Annotated in this window: 16 protein-coding genes; 8 read left to right on the top strand and 8 right to left on the bottom strand. The window is 59.9% G+C overall.

Annotated features, from left to right (window positions below):
- The first annotated feature begins 143 nt into the window (after nucleotides 1-143).
- The gene (locus tag MNODULE_RS14160; RefSeq protein WP_168060881.1) at nucleotides 144-374 is read left to right on the top strand and encodes a DUF433 domain-containing protein; all 231 of its coding nucleotides are present in this window, start codon (nucleotides 144-146) and stop codon (nucleotides 372-374) included.
- A 107-nt stretch (nucleotides 375-481) separates the two neighbouring features.
- Here MNODULE_RS14160 and MNODULE_RS14165 read toward each other — a convergent pair whose 3' ends face one another.
- Both MNODULE_RS14165 and MNODULE_RS14170 read right to left on the bottom strand, forming a co-directional pair.
- Nucleotides 482-1,222, bottom strand: coding sequence for a DUF1028 domain-containing protein (locus MNODULE_RS14165; protein ID WP_202882216.1), 741 nt, complete (start codon nucleotides 1,220-1,222; stop codon nucleotides 482-484).
- A gap of 155 nt (nucleotides 1,223-1,377) precedes the next feature.
- Entirely contained in the window at nucleotides 1,378-1,947 is a 570-nt protein-coding gene (locus tag MNODULE_RS14170) for a response regulator (protein ID WP_168060883.1), read from the bottom strand.
- A 626-nt stretch (nucleotides 1,948-2,573) separates the two neighbouring features.
- Between MNODULE_RS14170 and MNODULE_RS14175 the strand changes: the two genes are divergently transcribed.
- Nucleotides 2,574-3,059: a hypothetical protein gene (locus MNODULE_RS14175; RefSeq protein WP_168060885.1), complete on the top strand. Its 486-nt coding sequence runs from the start codon at nucleotides 2,574-2,576 to the stop codon at nucleotides 3,057-3,059.
- Here the strand turns inward: MNODULE_RS14175 and MNODULE_RS14180 are convergent.
- Together MNODULE_RS14180 and MNODULE_RS14185 are read right to left on the bottom strand one after the other, a co-directional pair.
- Nucleotides 3,037-3,924, bottom strand: coding sequence for a hypothetical protein (locus tag MNODULE_RS14180; protein WP_168060887.1), 888 nt, complete (start codon nucleotides 3,922-3,924; stop codon nucleotides 3,037-3,039). The two genes, MNODULE_RS14175 and MNODULE_RS14180, sit on opposite strands and share 23 nt — an antisense overlap.
- Nucleotides 3,925-4,375: 451 nt before the next feature.
- Nucleotides 4,376-5,707 carry an ankyrin repeat domain-containing protein gene (locus tag MNODULE_RS14185; protein WP_168060889.1) on the bottom strand — a complete coding sequence of 444 codons (1,332 nt, stop codon included), beginning with the start codon at nucleotides 5,705-5,707 and terminating at the stop codon, nucleotides 4,376-4,378.
- 212 nt (nucleotides 5,708-5,919) lie between these two features.
- Here MNODULE_RS14185 and MNODULE_RS14190 point away from each other — a divergent pair, with 212 nt between their 5' ends.
- The 6 genes from MNODULE_RS14190 to MNODULE_RS14215 all read left to right on the top strand — a co-directional run bounded on the left by MNODULE_RS14190 (nucleotide 5,920) and on the right by MNODULE_RS14215 (nucleotide 12,994).
- Nucleotides 5,920-7,146: an EAL and HDOD domain-containing protein gene (locus tag MNODULE_RS14190; RefSeq protein WP_168060891.1), complete on the top strand. Its 1,227-nt coding sequence runs from the start codon at nucleotides 5,920-5,922 to the stop codon at nucleotides 7,144-7,146.
- Between the two features lie 209 nt (nucleotides 7,147-7,355).
- Nucleotides 7,356-7,973, top strand: coding sequence for a pyridoxamine 5'-phosphate oxidase family protein (locus MNODULE_RS14195; RefSeq protein ID WP_168060893.1), 618 nt, complete (start codon nucleotides 7,356-7,358; stop codon nucleotides 7,971-7,973).
- Between the two features lie 95 nt (nucleotides 7,974-8,068).
- Complete coding sequence (locus MNODULE_RS14200; RefSeq protein ID WP_168060895.1) at nucleotides 8,069-10,663, top strand: S8 family serine peptidase; 2,595 nt, start codon at nucleotides 8,069-8,071, stop codon at nucleotides 10,661-10,663.
- Nucleotides 10,660-11,172 (top strand): protease complex subunit PrcB family protein, encoded by a 513-nt coding sequence (locus MNODULE_RS14205; RefSeq protein WP_168060897.1) that lies wholly within the window; start codon nucleotides 10,660-10,662, stop codon nucleotides 11,170-11,172. Before MNODULE_RS14200 ends, MNODULE_RS14205 begins: the two co-directional genes overlap by 4 nt.
- Before the next feature lie 275 nt (nucleotides 11,173-11,447).
- Entirely contained in the window at nucleotides 11,448-12,680 is a 1,233-nt protein-coding gene (locus MNODULE_RS14210) for a DEAD/DEAH box helicase (protein WP_168060899.1), read from the top strand.
- A 137-nt stretch (nucleotides 12,681-12,817) separates the two neighbouring features.
- Nucleotides 12,818-12,994, top strand: a complete 177-nt coding sequence (locus MNODULE_RS14215) for a hypothetical protein (protein ID WP_168060901.1) — start codon at nucleotides 12,818-12,820, stop codon at nucleotides 12,992-12,994.
- Nucleotides 12,995-13,161: 167 nt separating this feature from the next.
- Here the strand turns inward: MNODULE_RS14215 and MNODULE_RS14220 are convergent, their stop codons facing one another.
- The 4 genes from MNODULE_RS14220 to MNODULE_RS14235 form a co-directional block, all read right to left on the bottom strand.
- A complete protein-coding gene (locus MNODULE_RS14220) occupies nucleotides 13,162-13,938 on the bottom strand; it encodes a hypothetical protein (RefSeq protein WP_168060903.1) in 777 nt (258 codons plus the stop codon).
- The gene (locus tag MNODULE_RS14225) at nucleotides 13,935-15,170 is read right to left on the bottom strand and encodes a hypothetical protein (RefSeq protein ID WP_168060905.1); all 1,236 of its coding nucleotides are present in this window, start codon (nucleotides 15,168-15,170) and stop codon (nucleotides 13,935-13,937) included. The genes MNODULE_RS14220 and MNODULE_RS14225 overlap by 4 nt, the downstream gene beginning before the upstream one ends.
- Nucleotides 15,171-15,447: 277 nt before the next feature.
- A complete protein-coding gene (locus MNODULE_RS14230) occupies nucleotides 15,448-15,987 on the bottom strand; it encodes a hypothetical protein (protein ID WP_168060907.1) in 540 nt (179 codons plus the stop codon).
- Nucleotides 15,988-16,057: 70 nt separating this feature from the next.
- Entirely contained in the window at nucleotides 16,058-16,909 is an 852-nt protein-coding gene (locus MNODULE_RS14235) for a phosphosulfolactate synthase (protein ID WP_168060909.1), read from the bottom strand.
- Between the last annotated feature and the right edge of the window lies 1 nt (nucleotide 16,910).

Below are 16,910 nucleotides of genomic sequence, written 5' to 3' on the forward strand. Positions count from 1 at the left end.
GAAAGGGGCGGATCATTTGGCAGCAGCCTGTTGCCTATTGAAGGAGAGAAATTGGACCGAAATCATCTTAACAGGGATCGGACCGAAGCAGACGCTGAAAAAAGGGCTGATCTGTGCTAAACTCTCCGTTGCGGAGGTTTACAATGAGATTTTCCAGAATCACAATAGAACCCGACAAGATGGGCGGGGTCCCCTGCATTCGCGGATTGCGAATCCCGGTCGCCACGGTGGTGGGATTGGTGGCCAGCGGCATGAACGAAGGAGAGATTTTGCGGGACTACCCCGATCTCCAGAAAGAAGACATTCAAGAAGCGCTGAAATTCGCTGCAGAGGCCGTTCGAGAGCGTGAGATTCCGATTACCCGAGCTTCATGAAATTTCTCATCGACAATGCCCTCTCCCCCGCAATCGCCACCCTGCCGATCTTATAAGATCCATCTGATGCTTTGCCAACCCGGATACCACGCCAATGGTACCCCCCCTCACTCCCTCGGATAGAACTTCTGATGCAGCCCCAAAAGCCGGAATAACTCCTGAACCGGCTGGACGTGATCATCGACGCGCAAATCGATGAACCGATCGTTCAGCCCGGCGAAGCCGCCGCCGGCGCGCACCACCAGCAACGCGGCCGACTGCCGCCCCCGTTTATCTCCCCCCGCCCGCTCCCCGGCGTGCAGCGCCGCGAGCAGCCGGTCGGCCAGCTCCCCCGTGGACGTTTCAAATGCTTCGGCCATGGCGGCAAGAACCTTCTCCCCCGCGAGGATATTCCCCTGGCAAACATAGCCCCGCCCGATCCGATGCCCGGCAAAACCGAACGTCTTCTTCCCCGTAAAGGCCGCCGCCCGCCCGCGGGCATCGACCATCCCGACCTGGCGCTGCTCCCGCTCCGGATCGTCGGCGGTCAATTGCGCGATCGCCGCTTCCGGCGCAACCCCCTCCTTCAGAAGCGCCAGCCCCCGCGGACCGTAACCGGGATGGGCCCACGCCTGGGTCGCGACCGCGCCGACCCCGGCCTGCGCCCAGGGAACCACGCCGCCGACGGCGAGGAACTTGGAGGCCACCGCAACCCCAAGGTCGCCGGTCTTCTCGTCGTAGGCGACGATGGAGAAGGTCCCGAACGGGCGCGGCGCGATCGCTTCTTCGATTGCGGCGGGGAAAACCGGGGAGGCGCTCAAAGCGAGGGCAACGAAGAGGAAGAGGAAAAGAAACCGCCGTTTCATCATGGGTCGGTTCTCGACAGGAATCGGTCTGAATCTAAGTCGCAAGTGAACGGAAAAATCGACGGCAGTATACGTTTCTCTCAGGAAGAAATCAATGAGGTGGGGTCACTTAAGAATGAAGAATGGAAGTGACAGATCGGTCGATGATCAGGAAAGCTTCAAGCGGTTGCGCGCTTCTTATTGAGCAAATGCGTCACCAGCTGATCGACCCGCTCCACCAGGCCGTCCATGCCGGACGACGTTCCTTTGTTGACGTAGCTGGCGGGGGAGAAAACACCGAGCTGTTTCTTGAGCGCCTCATCGGACTTTCGCGCGGAGAAGAAGAGGATCGGCGATTTGGCGACCTGATACTTCCCTTCAAGCGCCCGCATCATCCGGGCCGCCGAGATGCCGTCCATCACCGGCATCTCCAGATCGAGAATCACCATGTCGACCGGCTGTTTCGCGGCCAATCGCGCATTGAAGAGGGCGATAAACTCCTGCCCGTTCCCCGCCGTCATCACCGTGTCGGCCAGCCCCTTGTCGACCAACATCCCCTTTAAGAGATCGTTGACGAAGGCGACATCGTCGACCGTGATGATGCATTTGGCGGTCTTGGCCGGAAGCGGCGTCGCCCCCAGGATGAACCCGCAGTAGAGGCAGGTCAGCTCCTCATTGCCGTCGCGCGTGATCCGGTTCCACGGAACATCCTCGCCGCAGCAGAGACAATATTTGGTCTCCTCCGCCATGCCGCCTCCTTTTTCATTCCTGGTATTTCACTGGGGGATGAAACGAATGATTTAAATATAACAAAGAAGAGGAATCCGTCAATGGAATCTAAATGGGGCTTCGCCCCGAGCCCCGCCTGCTTGAATCCAAAGTCGTTGGGCTCCTCGCCCCACCCCCCGCCACGGGGGTTGCGTGCCCAACCCCCTTTGGATTCCCAGGGCAGCGGGGGGAAAGTACCCCCCCAGCTCCCCCCGTTTTACGGTCAGAACTCGCACAACGCACGGAAGAGCACCGTGGATTGTGCTTCAAACATGCTGACTTGAAGCGGTAGGTGAAACGTCTGACAGAAGAAACGCAGGATCATCAGGGGCACAGGACGCCCATGACGCGCAGGCTCTTCGCTCTTGGGTTTTGATTTTCTTTTGCATCTGTGGGCCTCTGCGCCCGCAGCGCAAGGGACCCACTGGGGGATGGGTGGTGCCCACCCCAAAGAGCAGGCTCTTTGGGGACCCCGGGTCAGACGAAGAGGCCCACTACAAATCAAGACGTTCCACCTACCCTACAAGGTCAGCTGTCTGAAGCACAATCCGCGCTGTTCTTGCGCGGTTGTGCGAGTTCTGACCGTTGTTTTAAAGGGGGTCCAGGGGTGCAACCCCGGTGCCCTTTGGAAGCCGAAGGGGGTTGGGCACGCAACCCCCGCGGTGGGGTGTGGGGCGAAGAGCCCCATTCCAATATTCTTGGTTCCTCATTCTCAGATCTAACATCCCTTGGGGGACTCGGGGCAACGCCCCATTCCAACAGAACCTACCTTCCCCGCAACGACGGCCGAGGCACACTCGCGGAAGGGGGCTCTTGCGGCGCCTGCGGCAGCCGCGGCGCAAGCGGGGTCAACGCAGGGGGGGGCGCGCTCGATCGGCCGCGCAAGCGCGGCGCCAGCGGCGTCAACGCGGTCTCTCCGGACGGCGGGGCGAGCGGCGTCATGGCGGAGGGAGGCATCGACCGGATCGTCGGACGGCCGGTGGAACGAGACCCCCCGCGAAGACTTCGGTCGTGGCGGCGCGGGGGGGGAGGCAGATGGGGCGGATGGATGATCGGCGGCGGGAGGACGATCACCGGCGGACGGCGGTCATAGAACGGCGGATAAACATCGAACACCCGCCGATCGAAGAAAGGGTCGTTGAAAAACCGATCGGTGAAGCGCCTCTCGATGTGATGCCGGCGGAAAGCAAACCGATGGCCGTTGAAATGAAGATCGCGGTGGACTTCATGCAGGACATAAAACCCACCGCGCCGGGAACCCGACCAGAAAAACCCTCCTCCACCGGAACCCAAACATAATACGAAACGATCCGCGGCGGCGGGGGGCTGATGAGGACGAGCGGCGGCGCGTCGAGATAGGTCGAGGAGGCCGGACGGTCGGAAAGATCGGCCTCGGAAGCGGCGGGGATCGACACGTTCAGCAACGCCGCCGTCGTATCGAACGCCAGAAGGGCCTCCTCCGGCGCGATCTGGACGGCGCCCCGCTGCGCGGCGGAGACGGTCAACGTCCTCAGACGGCTCACCAGCGCCGGCGTCATCGGCGCCGAAAGCTCCCATCGTCCCAGACGCGGGGTCACCCGAATCCGCGTGAGCAGATCGGCCGCCTCCTCCGGGTCGGCATCTTCTTCCAACCCCAGCTCCCGCACCAGCTGCACGGCGAATGCCCCCTGTGTCACCTCCGCCGCTTCGACCTCGGCCGCGGGAAGAAACTCCTGAGAGGGAGGGGGTTCCGCTTTGGGTTGCGGCGGCAGGACTTGAGGCGCTTCCGCGGGGGGAGAGGGAGGAAGGTCGGGCCAGACCTCGGGGGTCACCCCCTCCGGCACCTTGTCGCGCCGGTCGGTCGCATGAAGCACCCCCTCCGCATCCCGCCAGGAGTAAAGCTCCGCCGGCGCCGGGCTCGAAAGCGCCGCGATCAACAGCAGCGATAAAATCGAACGGATGAAAAGTGGATAGGTCATGGGTTTATTATAGTCTTAGAAAAGGGGGGAATCAATGATCGATCAATGAAGGAATAATGAGGAATAATGTCGTGGGGCTCTTCGCCCCACACCCCGCCGCGGGGGATTAGCTAATTAGGAATCTGAAAATTAGGAATTAGGAATCCGAGAGCAAAGAGCGTGCGCGTCATGGGCGTACTGTGCCCCCCATTCTCCTGCGTTTCTTCTGTGAGACGTATTATCGACCGCTTCAGGTCAGCATGTTTGAAGCTCAATCCACGGCGCTCTTACGTGGTTGAGCGAGTTCTGACCGTGGGGGGAGCAGGGGGGGCTTGCCCCCTCCGCTGCCCTTGGGAATCCAAAGGGGGTTGGGCACGCAACCCCCGTGGCGGGGGGTGGGGCGAGCAGCCCCACGACTTTGATTTCTCGCAGATGGATCTTGGGGCGAAGCCCCATTCCAATGATCGATTATTTAATCGTTTCTTATTTCAAATTCTTGAATAGAAGGATTTTTAATTCTCTCCAGATTCAACCCCTCCGGCGCCGGCGACCTCTCGGCGCTCATCAGCAGATGAACGATATCCCGATGGCCCCGCTCCCGGGCGTGAACGAGCGCCGTTTTTCCCATGTCGTCGGCGGCGTCGATTTGGGCGCCGCGCGCGATCAACATGCTGACGATTTCCATATGGCCGTGCGTCGCCGCCGCGATCAAGGGGGTCTGCCCCTCTTTCCCCCGCGCATGAACGTCGGCCCCCCCCTCCAGGAGCAGCGCCACCGCTTCCGGATCGCCGCCGCTCGCGGCGATGAAAAGCGCCGACTCCTCCGTCAAGGTCCTGGCGTTGACGTCGGCGCCCCGTTCGATCAGCAGATCGACGACGTTTATTTTGCGCGCCATCGTCGCTTCGATCAGCGGGGTTTCGCCGCCGAAGACGCGGGCGTCGACAGGCGCCCCCGCGTCGAGCAAAAGGGAGACGATATCGGCATCCCCCGCCTGCGCCGCCGCCCGAAGCGCCGCGCCGTCGGCGCGCGCGCCCCGCTCCAGCAAAAGGCGGACGACATCGAGATGGCCCCCCTTTGCGGCGGCCGCCAACACTGTTCCATGAAGATCGACCGACGCATTGGGATTGGCGCCGTGATCGAGAAGAAACCTCACCGCCGCCCCCCGGCCCCGAAGGGCCGCGGCGCCGAGGGGGGTCGATCCGCTCGGGGTCCGCGCCTCCGCATCGACGCCGGCGTCGAGCAGAAGACGAAGGACCTCCAGATGGCCCCATTCGGCCGCCGATGCAAACGCGACCGCCTTTTCTTCATAGAGAACCTCGTCGATTCTTTCGAGGAGCATCCGGAGGGTGTCGGCATAGCCGTTCATCGCGGCGGCGGTCACCGAGGTCATCCCCCTTTTCTCCTTTTCGCACGCCCTCGCCCCGGCCTTGAGCAGAACCCGCGCGGCGTCGGTCCGGCCGTTGGAAGCGGCCCAGGCCAACGCCGATTGCGTCCGGCTGCCGGTGCCGCAGAGATCGGCGCCGCTGTCGAGCAGCCGCTCGACCACGGCGACATGTCCGTTTCCGGCCGCCCAGATCAACGCCGTCCGGCCGCTTTTGTCTTGGACGTTCGGATTCATTCCCGCCTGAAGAAAAAGGTCGACCGCTTCGGCCTCTCCCCGCCGGATCTGTTCGATGAATCCCGCGCTGGAAAAGGAGACGTTCGCCTCTTCAAGCTGCCGGCGGATCAACGCCTGATCCTGCCCCGCCGCGAGGAGGGGGAACGCGAGCAGCGCGGCCCAAACAATCGGCCCTCTAAAAGCCATAGAAACCTCCGGTTCGATGTTTCTCTCAGACAACACGATTTTTTTCCGTTTGTCAATCATGGAATTGATTTTCGGAATTTGAACGATTTCCCCCATTCCTCATTCGTCATTTCCAATTCCTCATTGAAGCGACGCTCCGTCTTCATTCTCATTGTAATTTGACGATTTTTCATTCGCATGATATCCATGCAGGGAATACCGGGAGAATTGTGATGAACATTTATCTGGTGCGGCATCCGATTTTCAATCGGATGGAGGAGGTGGTCGGCTACGAGGTGCACTTTCGGGACGGCCTCGGCGGGACGGTCGGAAGCATCAGCCCCGACCAGGCGGCCTCAAAAGTGGCCGACGCCCTCTATCTGCTCGGAATCAACGAAGTCAGCGGGGGGAAAAAGGCCTTCGTTCCCCTGACCCGCAACCTCCTGCTGCAGGAGGCGGCGACGGTGCTGCCGGCCGACCAAGCGGCGGTGGAATTGTTGGAAGAGATGGAGGCCGACGCCGAGGTGCTGACCGCCTGCCGGAACCTGAAGCAAGCGGGGATCCCTCTGGTCCTCGGCGCCTATGCCCTGCAGCCGCAACACGCGAGCCTGCTGTCGCTGGCCGACATTATCAAAGTCGACGGCGCGCCGGAGAAGGGGGTTCGGGGCCGGTTGACCGGCGCGACGCAGATCCTGTCCGCCAAGCTGGAAAGCCGCGCCGCGTTTGAAGAAGCGATGACGGCGGGGGCGCATCTTTTCCAAGGGGGGTTTTTCAGCAAGCCGGTGCTGGTGACGGGGAAAGAGATCCCCGGCTTTAAGCTCAATTACCTTCGGATTCTGGAAGAGATCCAGCGGCCCGAGCTCGATTTCGACAAGCTCGAAAAAATCCTCAAACTTGAAATGTCGCTCGCCTACAAGCTCCTTCGCTATATGAATTCGGCCTTCTTCGGCTGGCAGATGGAGATCCAATCGATCAAACATGCCCTCGTCATGCTCGGAGAGACCGGGTTTCGGCGATGGGCCTCTTTCATTGCGATGGCCGGACTCGCCAAGGACAAGCCGCCCGAGCTGGTCTTTCAATCGACCTTGCGGGGCCGGTTTCTGGAGCTGCTCGCCCCGACGTTCCGGATGGCCCATCGGTCCGAAGATCTCTTCTTGATGGGAATGCTCTCTCTGATCGACGGGCTGGTGAACCGGCCGATGGCCGAGGTGTTGCAGGAAATGCCGATTGCGCAGGACATTAAGAATGCCTTGCTCGGGGAGGGGGAAGGCCGGCTGAACGATCTTTACCGGCTCAGCCTCTCTTACCTGGAAGCGAACTGGGGAGCGTTCGAAGCCCTGGCGCAAAAAGTGGGCATCGACGCGCTGGCGATCCCCGAATGCTACACCGCCGCCCTCGCCTGGGCCACCGAGCACTTCCAGGGAATACCGACGCAGGAACAGGAATCAATTAAGAAATAGCAATCCTGGAATCACTCCTCTCAAGCGTTAGATTCTCATTCCCCATTTCCCTTTCCCCCTTTTAACTCATCATTGATTTACATCCGCCGCTCTGATATATACGATCTACCGATGAGGAGTAAGAAATAGGAACCCTGTTTCTCATTGCTTTATGGTCTTGATTCCTCATTGAACGATTCCTCATTCCTAATTTATTTTAAGGAGCCGCCATGTCCGACATCTATCGTGAGGGGCACCGGAAGTTGCAAGCGCAGTTCGACACCCGCCGGATGGCCGACCGGCTGGACGAAGCGGTCGTGAGGGACCGTTTCGATGAAGAGGATACCGAGTTCATCCGGGGGCTCGATATGTTCTTCCTGGCGACGGTCGATGACCGCGGGCATCCGACCTGCTCTTACAAAGCGGGAGAGCCGGGGTTCGTCCGGGTGGTCGATCCCCGCACGTTGGCCTTCCCCAACTACGACGGCAACGGGATGTATCTTTCGATGGGGAACATCGCCGCGACCCGGCAGGTGGGGATGCTTTTTATCGATTTCGAAAACCAAACCCGGATGCGGGTGCAGGGCGAGGCGACGATCGACGCGAACGATCCGCTGATGGCCGACTATCCCGAAGCGCAGTTCATCGTCCGGGTGAAGGCGCGCGAGGTCTTCCCGAACTGTCCCCGCTACATCCACCAGATGCACCGGGTGAAGCGCTCCGACTTCGTCCCCAAGGCCGGCTGCGAGACCCCCGTCCCCGGCTGGAAGACAAGAGAGTGGGTCAGCGACGTCCTCCCGGAGAAAGACCCCGCGCGAGATCCGTCCCGGAAAAAACAGGAGCGGTGATATCCTCGAAATATTGACTCTTTTAAAAGAGTTGACGTACACTGACGGCCGGAATGATCGGGAGATTTCCGATTCAAACAGGAGAATCCACCCCCATGCAGAGAGACCTTTGCAATCTTCATACGCCGGCCGGCCGGCGTCTGTTTCCTTTTTCTTATTTCATCGTCAGCTTTTTGATCGGATTGCTGGTCCTCTCCGGTTGTAACGGCGGAGGCGGAGGGAGCAACAACAATCCGCCCGTACCGACAACCGGGACCGCCTCCGGCAAGCTAACGGTTCCGCCGGACAATACGGTGGAGGTGGAGCCGAACGACGAGCCCGCTCAGGCGCAGGCGGTTTCCAATACTATCACGGTCTCGGGAAACGCATCGATAAACGACCCTGGATCGCTCCTTCCGATTCCGAATGAAGATCCGTTGCTCATCCCCGATCTATTCAGCCTTACCGCCACGGAGCCGGTCCGAATTACTCTCAGCATCGGCGCCAATGATCTCGATGCCAACGATTTGGATTTGGTCCTGATGAACTCCATCGGTGAGGTCGTCGACGTCTCCGCCGGATTGGTCTCAACGGAGTTGATCGAAATCACGCCGACTTTGATCCAGGACACCGGGGGAGATTTCCTGATCGGGGTCCTTACCTTTGCAGGCCAGAGCGCCTATGTCCTCGACTTTTCCTCCGTGGAGGGATTGTCGGCCGCCGCATCGGAGCCGATTCCGCCTGGAGCCGAATTCGCTCCCGGCGAGATCCTCGTGAAGCTAAAGGATGATCCATCGGGAGCCCGGCGGAAGAGCGATGGTTTCGCGTTCCGTCATGGCCTGACACCGAAGCAATCACTTCCCCAGAAAGTCGAGTTAATGCAGGTGACCCCTCCCGCCCCGCGGTTACAAAAGGGGACGGCGGGCTCAAAGTCAAAATTGAAAACCGAAAAGAGCGAGGCGAATGAGCTAAGGGCCTTGATGATCGATACCATCCGGAGATTGCGCAGTGACCCCGATGTCGTCTACGCCGAACCGAATTTTATCCGGAAGCCCTTCTTTACCCCCAACGATACGCACTTCGGCAAGCAATGGCATTATGAGTTGATTAACCTTCCCCAGGCATGGGACGTCACTCAGGGGAGCAATAATGTCATCGTCGCGGTGCTTGATACCGGCGTATTGTTCAATCATCCCGACTTGAGTGCGCGACTGATCCCCGGCTTTGATTTTGTCGACAATGATCCAAACGCGAACGATGACGGCGACGATCCCCGGGGAGAAAGCAGCAGTTTTCATGGAACCCATGTGGCCGGGACCATCGGTGCTGAGACCCACAATAATTCGGGCGTAGCGGGGGTGACCCGGCAGACGCAAATCATGCCGCTCCGGGTTCTCGGCGAAGGAGGGGGAACCGATGCCGATATTGCGGAGGCGATCCTTCATGCCGCCGGCGGCGAAGATCCAAATACTCCGAAGCGCGCTCACATTATCAACATGAGCCTCGGCGGCCAAGGCTTTAGCCAAACGATGCAAAATGCCATCACCACGGCGAGAAACAAAGGGGTCATCGTGGTGGCGGCGGCCGGCAACGAGAACACCAGCGCGCTTACTTCGCCCGCCGGCCTGGACGGGGTGATTTCGGTTTCGGCGGTCGATTTCAATGCAACGAAGGCCCCATATTCCAACTTCGGACCGAGGGTGGATGTCGCGGCGCCCGGCGGAAACGCCGCCGCCGACCTGAACGGAGACGGCTTCGCGGACGGGGTCTTGAGCACGCTCGGGACCGACTCCGGTCAATTCAACTTCCGCTTCCTCCAAGGAACTTCGATGGCGGCCCCGCATGTCGCGGGGGTAATTGCATTGATGCTCGACGTGAATCCTACTTTGACACCGACTGATATCGACCAGCTCCTCGCCGGGACCCACCTGGGTACCACCCAGCGGATTACGAGAGATCTCGGCGCCACCGGCCGGGATGATTTGTATGGCCACGGATTGATCGACGCCGCGCTGGCGGTGCAGGCCGCCGGTGAGTTCCCTGGAGGCGGGAGTCTCCCCCCTCCGACCGCGCCCATTCTCAGCGTCTCGATCACTTCGCTCGATTTCAGCAATTACATCAATACCCTCCAGATCAATATCACCAATGCGGGGATTGGAACACTGAACATCACGGAGATCACGACGGCGACCTCCGACGGCGGCTCCTGGCTGACGGTCACCCCGACCTCCGGAACGGCGCCGTTGACCGTGAATGCCGCCGTCGATCGGACGGGCCTTGCGGACGGAACCTACACCGCGACGATCACAGTCACCTCGGATGCCCCGCAAAATCCAACCGCGACCATTAACGTTCAGATGACGGTCGGCGGCGAAACATTGGGGAACGTCGGAACCGTCTTCGTTCTGGTGGTCGACGACAATTTTGATACCGTGTCGGAGACCGCAACAAGCCGCGCGCAAAACTATGCCTTCACCCTTCCGGAAACGCCGGCGGGAACCTACACGATCGTGGCCGGGACCGACCGGGACGACGACGGCATTATCTGCGACCTCGAAGACGCCTGTGGATCCTTCCCGGAGCCGGTCACCGTGACGGCGGGGGAGGATCGGCCCGGCATCGAGATTCTCGTGGGAGACCTTGCTTCGCCCCAAAGCGCGAAGGCTGCGCCCGGCGGGACTCCAGGCAAAAAATTCAGGCGGCTTCAGTGAGCAGGAACAGCACCACCCTCGGCCGGGGATTTTTTTGGCTCCTCTGGGCGGTCGTCTTCGCCGCGGGCGCCTGTGCCGCTTCCAAGGTGAAATACAGCATTATCGACCAAGGGGTCCATTCCGGAAAACAATCCCCCTCTTTTCAATTCGAGGTCGTCGACCGGGAAGCGCTGTTTGAGACCCTCTTCGCGGAAATCCATTCCGGCCGCCTTCCTCCGCCGTCTCCCCCCAAGATTGATTTCGAAAAGTCGCTCGTCGTTTTTGTCTCCACGGAAGAGAAGCCGTCGGCGGGATACCGGATCGTTGTCGATGAAGTGACCCGAGACGATGAGACCTTGCGTCTGAAAATCAGGGTAGAGGCCCCCCCCGCGGACCGATTCCAGGCGACCGTGATGACCCGGCCGTACGTCCTGATCAAAATCAAAAAAGAGCCCGGGATTGAAGAGATCGCCTTGGTCGACGACAAAGGCAATGTGATCCAGAGTCAATCGATCCCCCGCCCTTTCTAAACATTTTCCTTGCGCATCTCTCCTCCCATATGATACTCTGTGGGCAGTTTCATGAACCACGAGGCGGAATCCGCTTACATTATGATCCCTCCTCAAGAAGCGGGTTCATCCACCCCACCGATGGACTCTTACACTTCAAACGGTTCTTAAAACCAAGCAGAAAAGAGCCGCCGCGGCGCGCCGCCTCTCTATTTCATCGAGGAGGAACGCCCCGCCGGGATTTTGCTTCCATGTGGGGACCGTGGTCCCTTATGATTAATCAGGAGAAAAACAGAATGTCATTTGAGAATATGGGGCTCGCCCCCGAAATCGTTCGCGCCGTGAAATCGAGAGGTTATGAGAACCCCACACCGATTCAGTTGCAGGCCATCCCGATCATTATGATGGGAAAAGACCTCACCGGCTGCGCGCAGACCGGCACCGGGAAAACGGCCGGGTTTACCCTTCCGATCCTGCACCGGCTGCGGGAAGGAAAATCGCCCTCGCTTCGGGCGCTGGTGCTGGTGCCGACGCGGGAGCTGGCGGCGCAGGTCGATGAGAGCATCCGGACCTACGGGCGATTCCTTCGGCTGAAAAATGAGGTGATCTTCGGCGGGGTCGGCATCCGTCCGCAGAAAGATGCACTCCGGCGGGGGATCGATATCCTCGTCGCCACCCCGGGAAGATTGCTCGATCACATGCGCCAGGGGACGGTCAATTTTAGAAATCTGGAAGTGCTGGTGCTGGATGAAGCCGACCGGATGCTCGACATGGGCTTTCTCCCCGACGTCCGGACGATCATCAAGGCCCTTCCGAAACAGCGGCAGACCCTCTTCTTCTCGGCCACCCTCTCGGGAGAGGTGAAGAAGCTCGCCGATGAGATCTTAAACAATCCCCAACGGATCGAAGTGGCACCGCAGGGAACCCCGGCGGAGGGGATTCGCCAGGTCGTCTACCCGGTCGATACCGGAAGAAAGCGCGACCTGTTGATTCATCTGATGGAGCTGGAGAAAATGAGCCAGGTGCTCGTCTTCACCCGGACGAAACACCGCGCCAACGATATCGCCTCCCATCTCACGAAGAAGGGGAAGAAGGTCGCCGCGCTTCACAGCGACAAAAGCCAGGGGGCCCGAACCCAGGCGCTGGAGCAATTCCGGCGCGGGGCGATTCAGGTCCTGGTGGCGACCAACATCGCCGCGCGCGGACTGGATGTAAAGGGGATCACCCACGTGGTGAATTATGAGCTGCCGGAGGCGCCGGAGGATTATGTCCACCGGATCGGTCGGACCGCCCGCGCCCAGGGAACGGGGGATGCGATCTCGCTGATGGCCCCCGCCGAGCGGGGAAGCCTGCGCGACATCGAACGGCTGATCGGGTCCAAAATCCCTCAGGTCCTGGTGGCCGGATTCGAAGTGAAGGAAAGCCCGGCCGACAAGTCGAAGCCGGCGAAGAAACCGGTTCAATCTCACCGGAAAAAAGAAAACGGCTGGAAGGAAAACGGCTTCAAGAAACGGACGAAGCGGTGGTAAGCGGCCGCACGGACAAACGATCCCGGGGGGCGTAAGATTTAACTTGATTTCCCCGAAAGATCGGGATAGAATGCGGACTTTTTGAAGGGGCCGGCTCCACGCCGCCTCCGAAATATCAAAGCAAGGAGACCGGAAGCATGGCAACATTGATTCGGAAGTACAAATTACCGAGCGGCCAGATGAAAGAAGATCGGATCATCGATGAAGAGCGGATCGAGCGCTACCTCGGGATGTTCGACCGCAATGATTTAAAGCAGATTCAGGCGGGTCAAAAGGTGACGATCGATAAAGACGAGTGGCAGCTCCTCCCCTAACGCCCTCTCTCTTTCAATTTCGACTCATTCTCAAACGATCTCCGGCAGCGATGACGAACGACACTCTCTCGAATGGATACGGCAACCGGACGTGGGCCTAGGAGTTGGGAGAAGCGCAACGGCCAGGGCGAAAGCCCTGGCCGTTTTTATTTTCACAAGGAATTCGGTTACCGCGAAATCGACCGGACCCGGTAGTCGACATTGTCCCGAACCCACTTCCACAACCGCTCCTGTCCCGCCGGATCGACCACCTCCGGCGCCACCTGCTGGCTCCACCCTTTCATCACCTCTCCCTCCACCGCCCAGAGACGAACCCGCTGCCGCGGGATCTCTTTTCTCCAGTTCTCCCCGACCTTCGGGCTGGCATACGCCAAGCGGATCGTCAGATTCCTCGAAAGGTATTCCAACGGCGCGAGATCGATCTTCTCATAGAGCGACCCCGTTTCGCCCGCCCGCATCGGGGCGTCGGGAACGCCGTCGCTGACGAGCATCACGGTGATGGGGGAGAGGGTCAGGTGGCGCTCCTTCGCGATCCGCGCCACCTGCTGAAAGAAAGGATTGAAGTCGGTAAACGAATCCATCGGGACAAACCAGCTCCGAAGCTGCTCCTCGATCTCCGGGATGCTCTTTCCGGTAAAATCGTGAATCGGATGAAAGGCCTTCGGCTCCGCGCTGTCCTCTCCGCCGATGGAACCGACGAAGAGCTCGCGCGGCGGGGCAAGCCCTCCGAGTTCGTTGAGGTGGCCGTAAATATAATACGAAAGGAAGGTCATCGCATCGTCGAAATAGCCCGACTGCTGAAACGAGCCGCTGACATCAACGCCGATGAACAACGCCTGCCTCGGCTTTCGCTCCGCGACCTGGGTGCTGCAAGCGGCCAGCGCCGCCGTGAGGGCCACCGCCCCCACCCAGCCCATTAAGATGGAATGGCGAGTGATTTTCATCGTTCGACCCTCTTCGGTTGGAGATGAAGGGTAAAGATCTCCTTGGTGGCCATCACCTCTTTGAGCCCCTTCAACGGAAGGTTGAAGATCGGCCGCGAGGCGACCAAGATCAGCGCGAAATTGAGCGCCGCCGCCATGACCTGAAGGACCGGGAGGGTCAGATACTCCAGCAGCTGATCGCTCTTCTCATGCAGCCAGCCGATCTCCCCCTTGAAATCCTGAACCGGGGCGCGCCACCAAAGCGCGGCTTCCGCCGCCGGCGGCGTCACCGCGCCGGCCTGCTCCGGGGTGACCATCGGCCGGCGGGAGATGAACGCCAGCAGCGGCGGGGTGCCGAACTGGCCGAAGAGAAACCAAGTCATCCCGCGGATGCCGGCCCACCCGAAGACCGCGAGTGAAAGGGTAAAGACAATCCCCAACCGGAATTGCTCTCCGGTCTGCTGAGCGATCCAGGGGGTGACCGCGTCGACCAGCTCGCGGTAGAGGAACATCACCTCGAAGAACATCACGAAGATCTCCACCAGAACCATCTGGACGATAAATTTATACTCCCGCTTCTTCACGGCATCGACGAAGGCTTGGATGCAGGCGAAGCTCCCGAGAATCAGCAGGAGAAGGAAAAAATAGAGGACCGCTCCCATCGCCGGAGGAGCCTCCGCGCCGACCAGATCGGCCAAAACCTCCGAGACGGTCGGGGTGAGCGTATAGGTGAAGATGACCGCCTCCAGCAGACACCAGAAAATCAGCATCATAAAAGCGATCCAGGGGACCCCCGGCTGGAAGTAACTCTGTGTCATCTTTCCGGTCATGGTGAAAGGAAGGAGGAGGATCTGCTTGCCGCTTTCGACCAACAATTTGACCGCCAGCCGGGTCACCGCAAAAATCCACCCCAGGATCACCCCTGTGACGCGGAAGAGCCCGATCCAATAAAGCCAGACCGCCCGCGCGCCGTCCCACCAGGCCAGCAGCATCATGGAGATAAACTGAAGCCGTCCGGAGCGGAACGGAAGGGTATACAGCGACAGCTGCGTGCACCAGATCGCACCGGTCCAAAGGAGCAGCGGGAAGAGAAGAAAGACGACCTTTGCCGCGAGGATCCCCTTCGAGGGAGAATCGAAAAAGAAATCGGCCAGCCACCGCTGCATCTCCGGAATCCACGCCAGAGGACCAAGCAGCATCTCGATAAAATTCTGCCACTCCGGCGGAGCATTCTCGATCAATCGCTCAAACATAATGCCTCCTTGCTTTTTTTGATTGCATGCGCCCGAGCCCTGAAACGGGCTACGCACAAGATAGCACCGGAAAGAACGCTGTCAAGAAAGATAAAATACCAATGTGGGTTGAATACAGAGAACCTGGAATTCATCGGAACGATTCAGATGGGACCGGTCGGAAAGGAACAAAGGCCGATCCATTCTTCAATGATCAGAAGCGTATGAGGTCGAGAGAAAAATGACCAGGATGAGGGAATTCTTCGGTAAAGAGGAGAGCGAACGATCTACCTGTCGGCTATCGCCGTTTCAGCTTCGATTGATGCGCCATGCAGAAATCGGCGTTCTTTTGGTCGAGGTCGTTCGGAGCGTGAGATAAGTACATGACGCACTTCGGGTTGCCGCAGTGGTCGAGCTGATAGGTGTGCCCCAGCTCATGGACCGCCTCTTTCAGGACCCGCGTCCGGAAACGGAGGTCCTCTTCGGGAAGCGCCTCCGATTCCGGATGAAGGGAGGCGAGGGAGACCACGGCGACCCGATCGACCGGGTCGGCCTCGCCGAGGACCACATCCGATTCCGGGTTGTAGAGATCGGCGTGGACGATTCCGATCCGCCGCTCTGTTTCTTTCAGGTCTACATCCTGCCGCTCCTCCTCAAGATGACGAAGGAAGAGCGACGAGCGGTATCGGCTCCGATGACGGTCGAACGCCCCCTCCGGGATCGACTCGGGATCGGCGACGCTCACCTCCGTCCCGAAACGAAAGGCAAGCTCCTCACGCAGGAAATCGAGCAGCGTTTTCGGAATATCGCCGAACGGCACGATCACGATCGAATGCACATCCACCCCTAAGATCAAAATGGCAGGCGGGAGGGAGAGGCCCGCCTACCGCCTGCCCTGTTTTATACGCTCATGCTGCTTTCGGCTGATAGGTCACGACACGGCCCCAGAGGCTCTTCGTCCCCCAGATCCCGGACCGGAGCGATTCGAGCTGGACGATCTGGCTGTGATCGACGAAGAGGTTGACGTCCGGGCCGTAATTTTTGATGTACCAGGCGAAGACTTCCGGGTCGGCCGCTTCGAACATCGGCTTCTCCAGCCCCAACGCCCGGACGATCTTCGCGACGACGTCGGTCCGCCAGGTCGGGACATTCTCGGTGATCCCTTCCGACTCGATCATGATTTGATACGCCCCGGCGTCGATGAACCGCTGCGCCTGCATAATGGCCCACTCGGGATCGCGGGTCCCCTCCGCCTGAAGCTCCGCCGAAGCGGTCGCCCCGCCGGCGCCGAACTGAATCCCGACCTCCGGCTTCGCTTTGAGCCCCGCCTTCTGGACCTTCTCGACAAGACGGAGAAGATCGTCCGTCGGAACCACGATAAAGCCGCTGGAGATCTCGACGATATCGAACCCGAGCGCCTTGCACTCTTCGATATACCGGTCGACCGCCTGCGGCCCCTGTGTGAGAACATATTCGATGAAGCCGCCGGTGGAGACGACGACGTTGTGCGAATGGCACAGATCGAGAAGTTCTTTGACGGCCCGCCGGGGCATCAGGCTGAAGGAGCCCCCCGCGAACTTGAGCGCATCGACATAGCTCCCCATCGTCTCCAAGACATCTTCAAGGTAGCGCTTCCCCATCGGCGTATAATAAGGGCCGCGGATCTCGGTAATGCCGCGCGTGCGCGGCTTTCCTGCGCGTTCGTTCATCCGAATAAACGAGAACGCCCGCTCCTCTTTTTTCGGCTGTGCTTGAGCCATC

The organism is Candidatus Manganitrophus noduliformans (assembly GCF_012184425.1).
Lineage (GTDB): Bacteria > Nitrospirota > Nitrospiria > SBBL01 > Manganitrophaceae > Manganitrophus > Manganitrophus noduliformans.

What these genes read in the sequence shown, in the direction of transcription:
- MNODULE_RS14160 (WP_168060881.1), top strand. Translation starts at nt 144, where the DNA reads ATGAGATTTTCCAGAATCACAATAGAACCCGACAAGATGGGCGGGGTC.
- MNODULE_RS14165 (WP_202882216.1), bottom strand. Translation starts at nt 1,222, where the DNA reads ATGATGAAACGGCGGTTTCTTTTCCTCTTCCTCTTCGTTGCCCTCGCT.
- MNODULE_RS14170 (WP_168060883.1), bottom strand. Translation starts at nt 1,947, where the DNA reads ATGGCGGAGGAGACCAAATATTGTCTCTGCTGCGGCGAGGATGTTCCG.
- MNODULE_RS14180 (WP_168060887.1), bottom strand. Translation starts at nt 3,924, where the DNA reads ATGACCTATCCACTTTTCATCCGTTCGATTTTATCGCTGCTGTTGATC.
- MNODULE_RS14185 (WP_168060889.1), bottom strand. Translation starts at nt 5,707, where the DNA reads ATGGCTTTTAGAGGGCCGATTGTTTGGGCCGCGCTGCTCGCGTTCCCC.
- MNODULE_RS14190 (WP_168060891.1), top strand. Translation starts at nt 5,920, where the DNA reads ATGAACATTTATCTGGTGCGGCATCCGATTTTCAATCGGATGGAGGAG.
- MNODULE_RS14195 (WP_168060893.1), top strand. Translation starts at nt 7,356, where the DNA reads ATGTCCGACATCTATCGTGAGGGGCACCGGAAGTTGCAAGCGCAGTTC.
- MNODULE_RS14200 (WP_168060895.1), top strand. Translation starts at nt 8,069, where the DNA reads ATGCAGAGAGACCTTTGCAATCTTCATACGCCGGCCGGCCGGCGTCTG.
- MNODULE_RS14210 (WP_168060899.1), top strand. Translation starts at nt 11,448, where the DNA reads ATGTCATTTGAGAATATGGGGCTCGCCCCCGAAATCGTTCGCGCCGTG.
- MNODULE_RS14215 (WP_168060901.1), top strand. Translation starts at nt 12,818, where the DNA reads ATGGCAACATTGATTCGGAAGTACAAATTACCGAGCGGCCAGATGAAA.
- MNODULE_RS14220 (WP_168060903.1), bottom strand. Translation starts at nt 13,938, where the DNA reads ATGAAAATCACTCGCCATTCCATCTTAATGGGCTGGGTGGGGGCGGTG.
- MNODULE_RS14225 (WP_168060905.1), bottom strand. Translation starts at nt 15,170, where the DNA reads ATGTTTGAGCGATTGATCGAGAATGCTCCGCCGGAGTGGCAGAATTTT.
- MNODULE_RS14235 (WP_168060909.1), bottom strand. Translation starts at nt 16,909, where the DNA reads ATGGCTCAAGCACAGCCGAAAAAAGAGGAGCGGGCGTTCTCGTTTATT.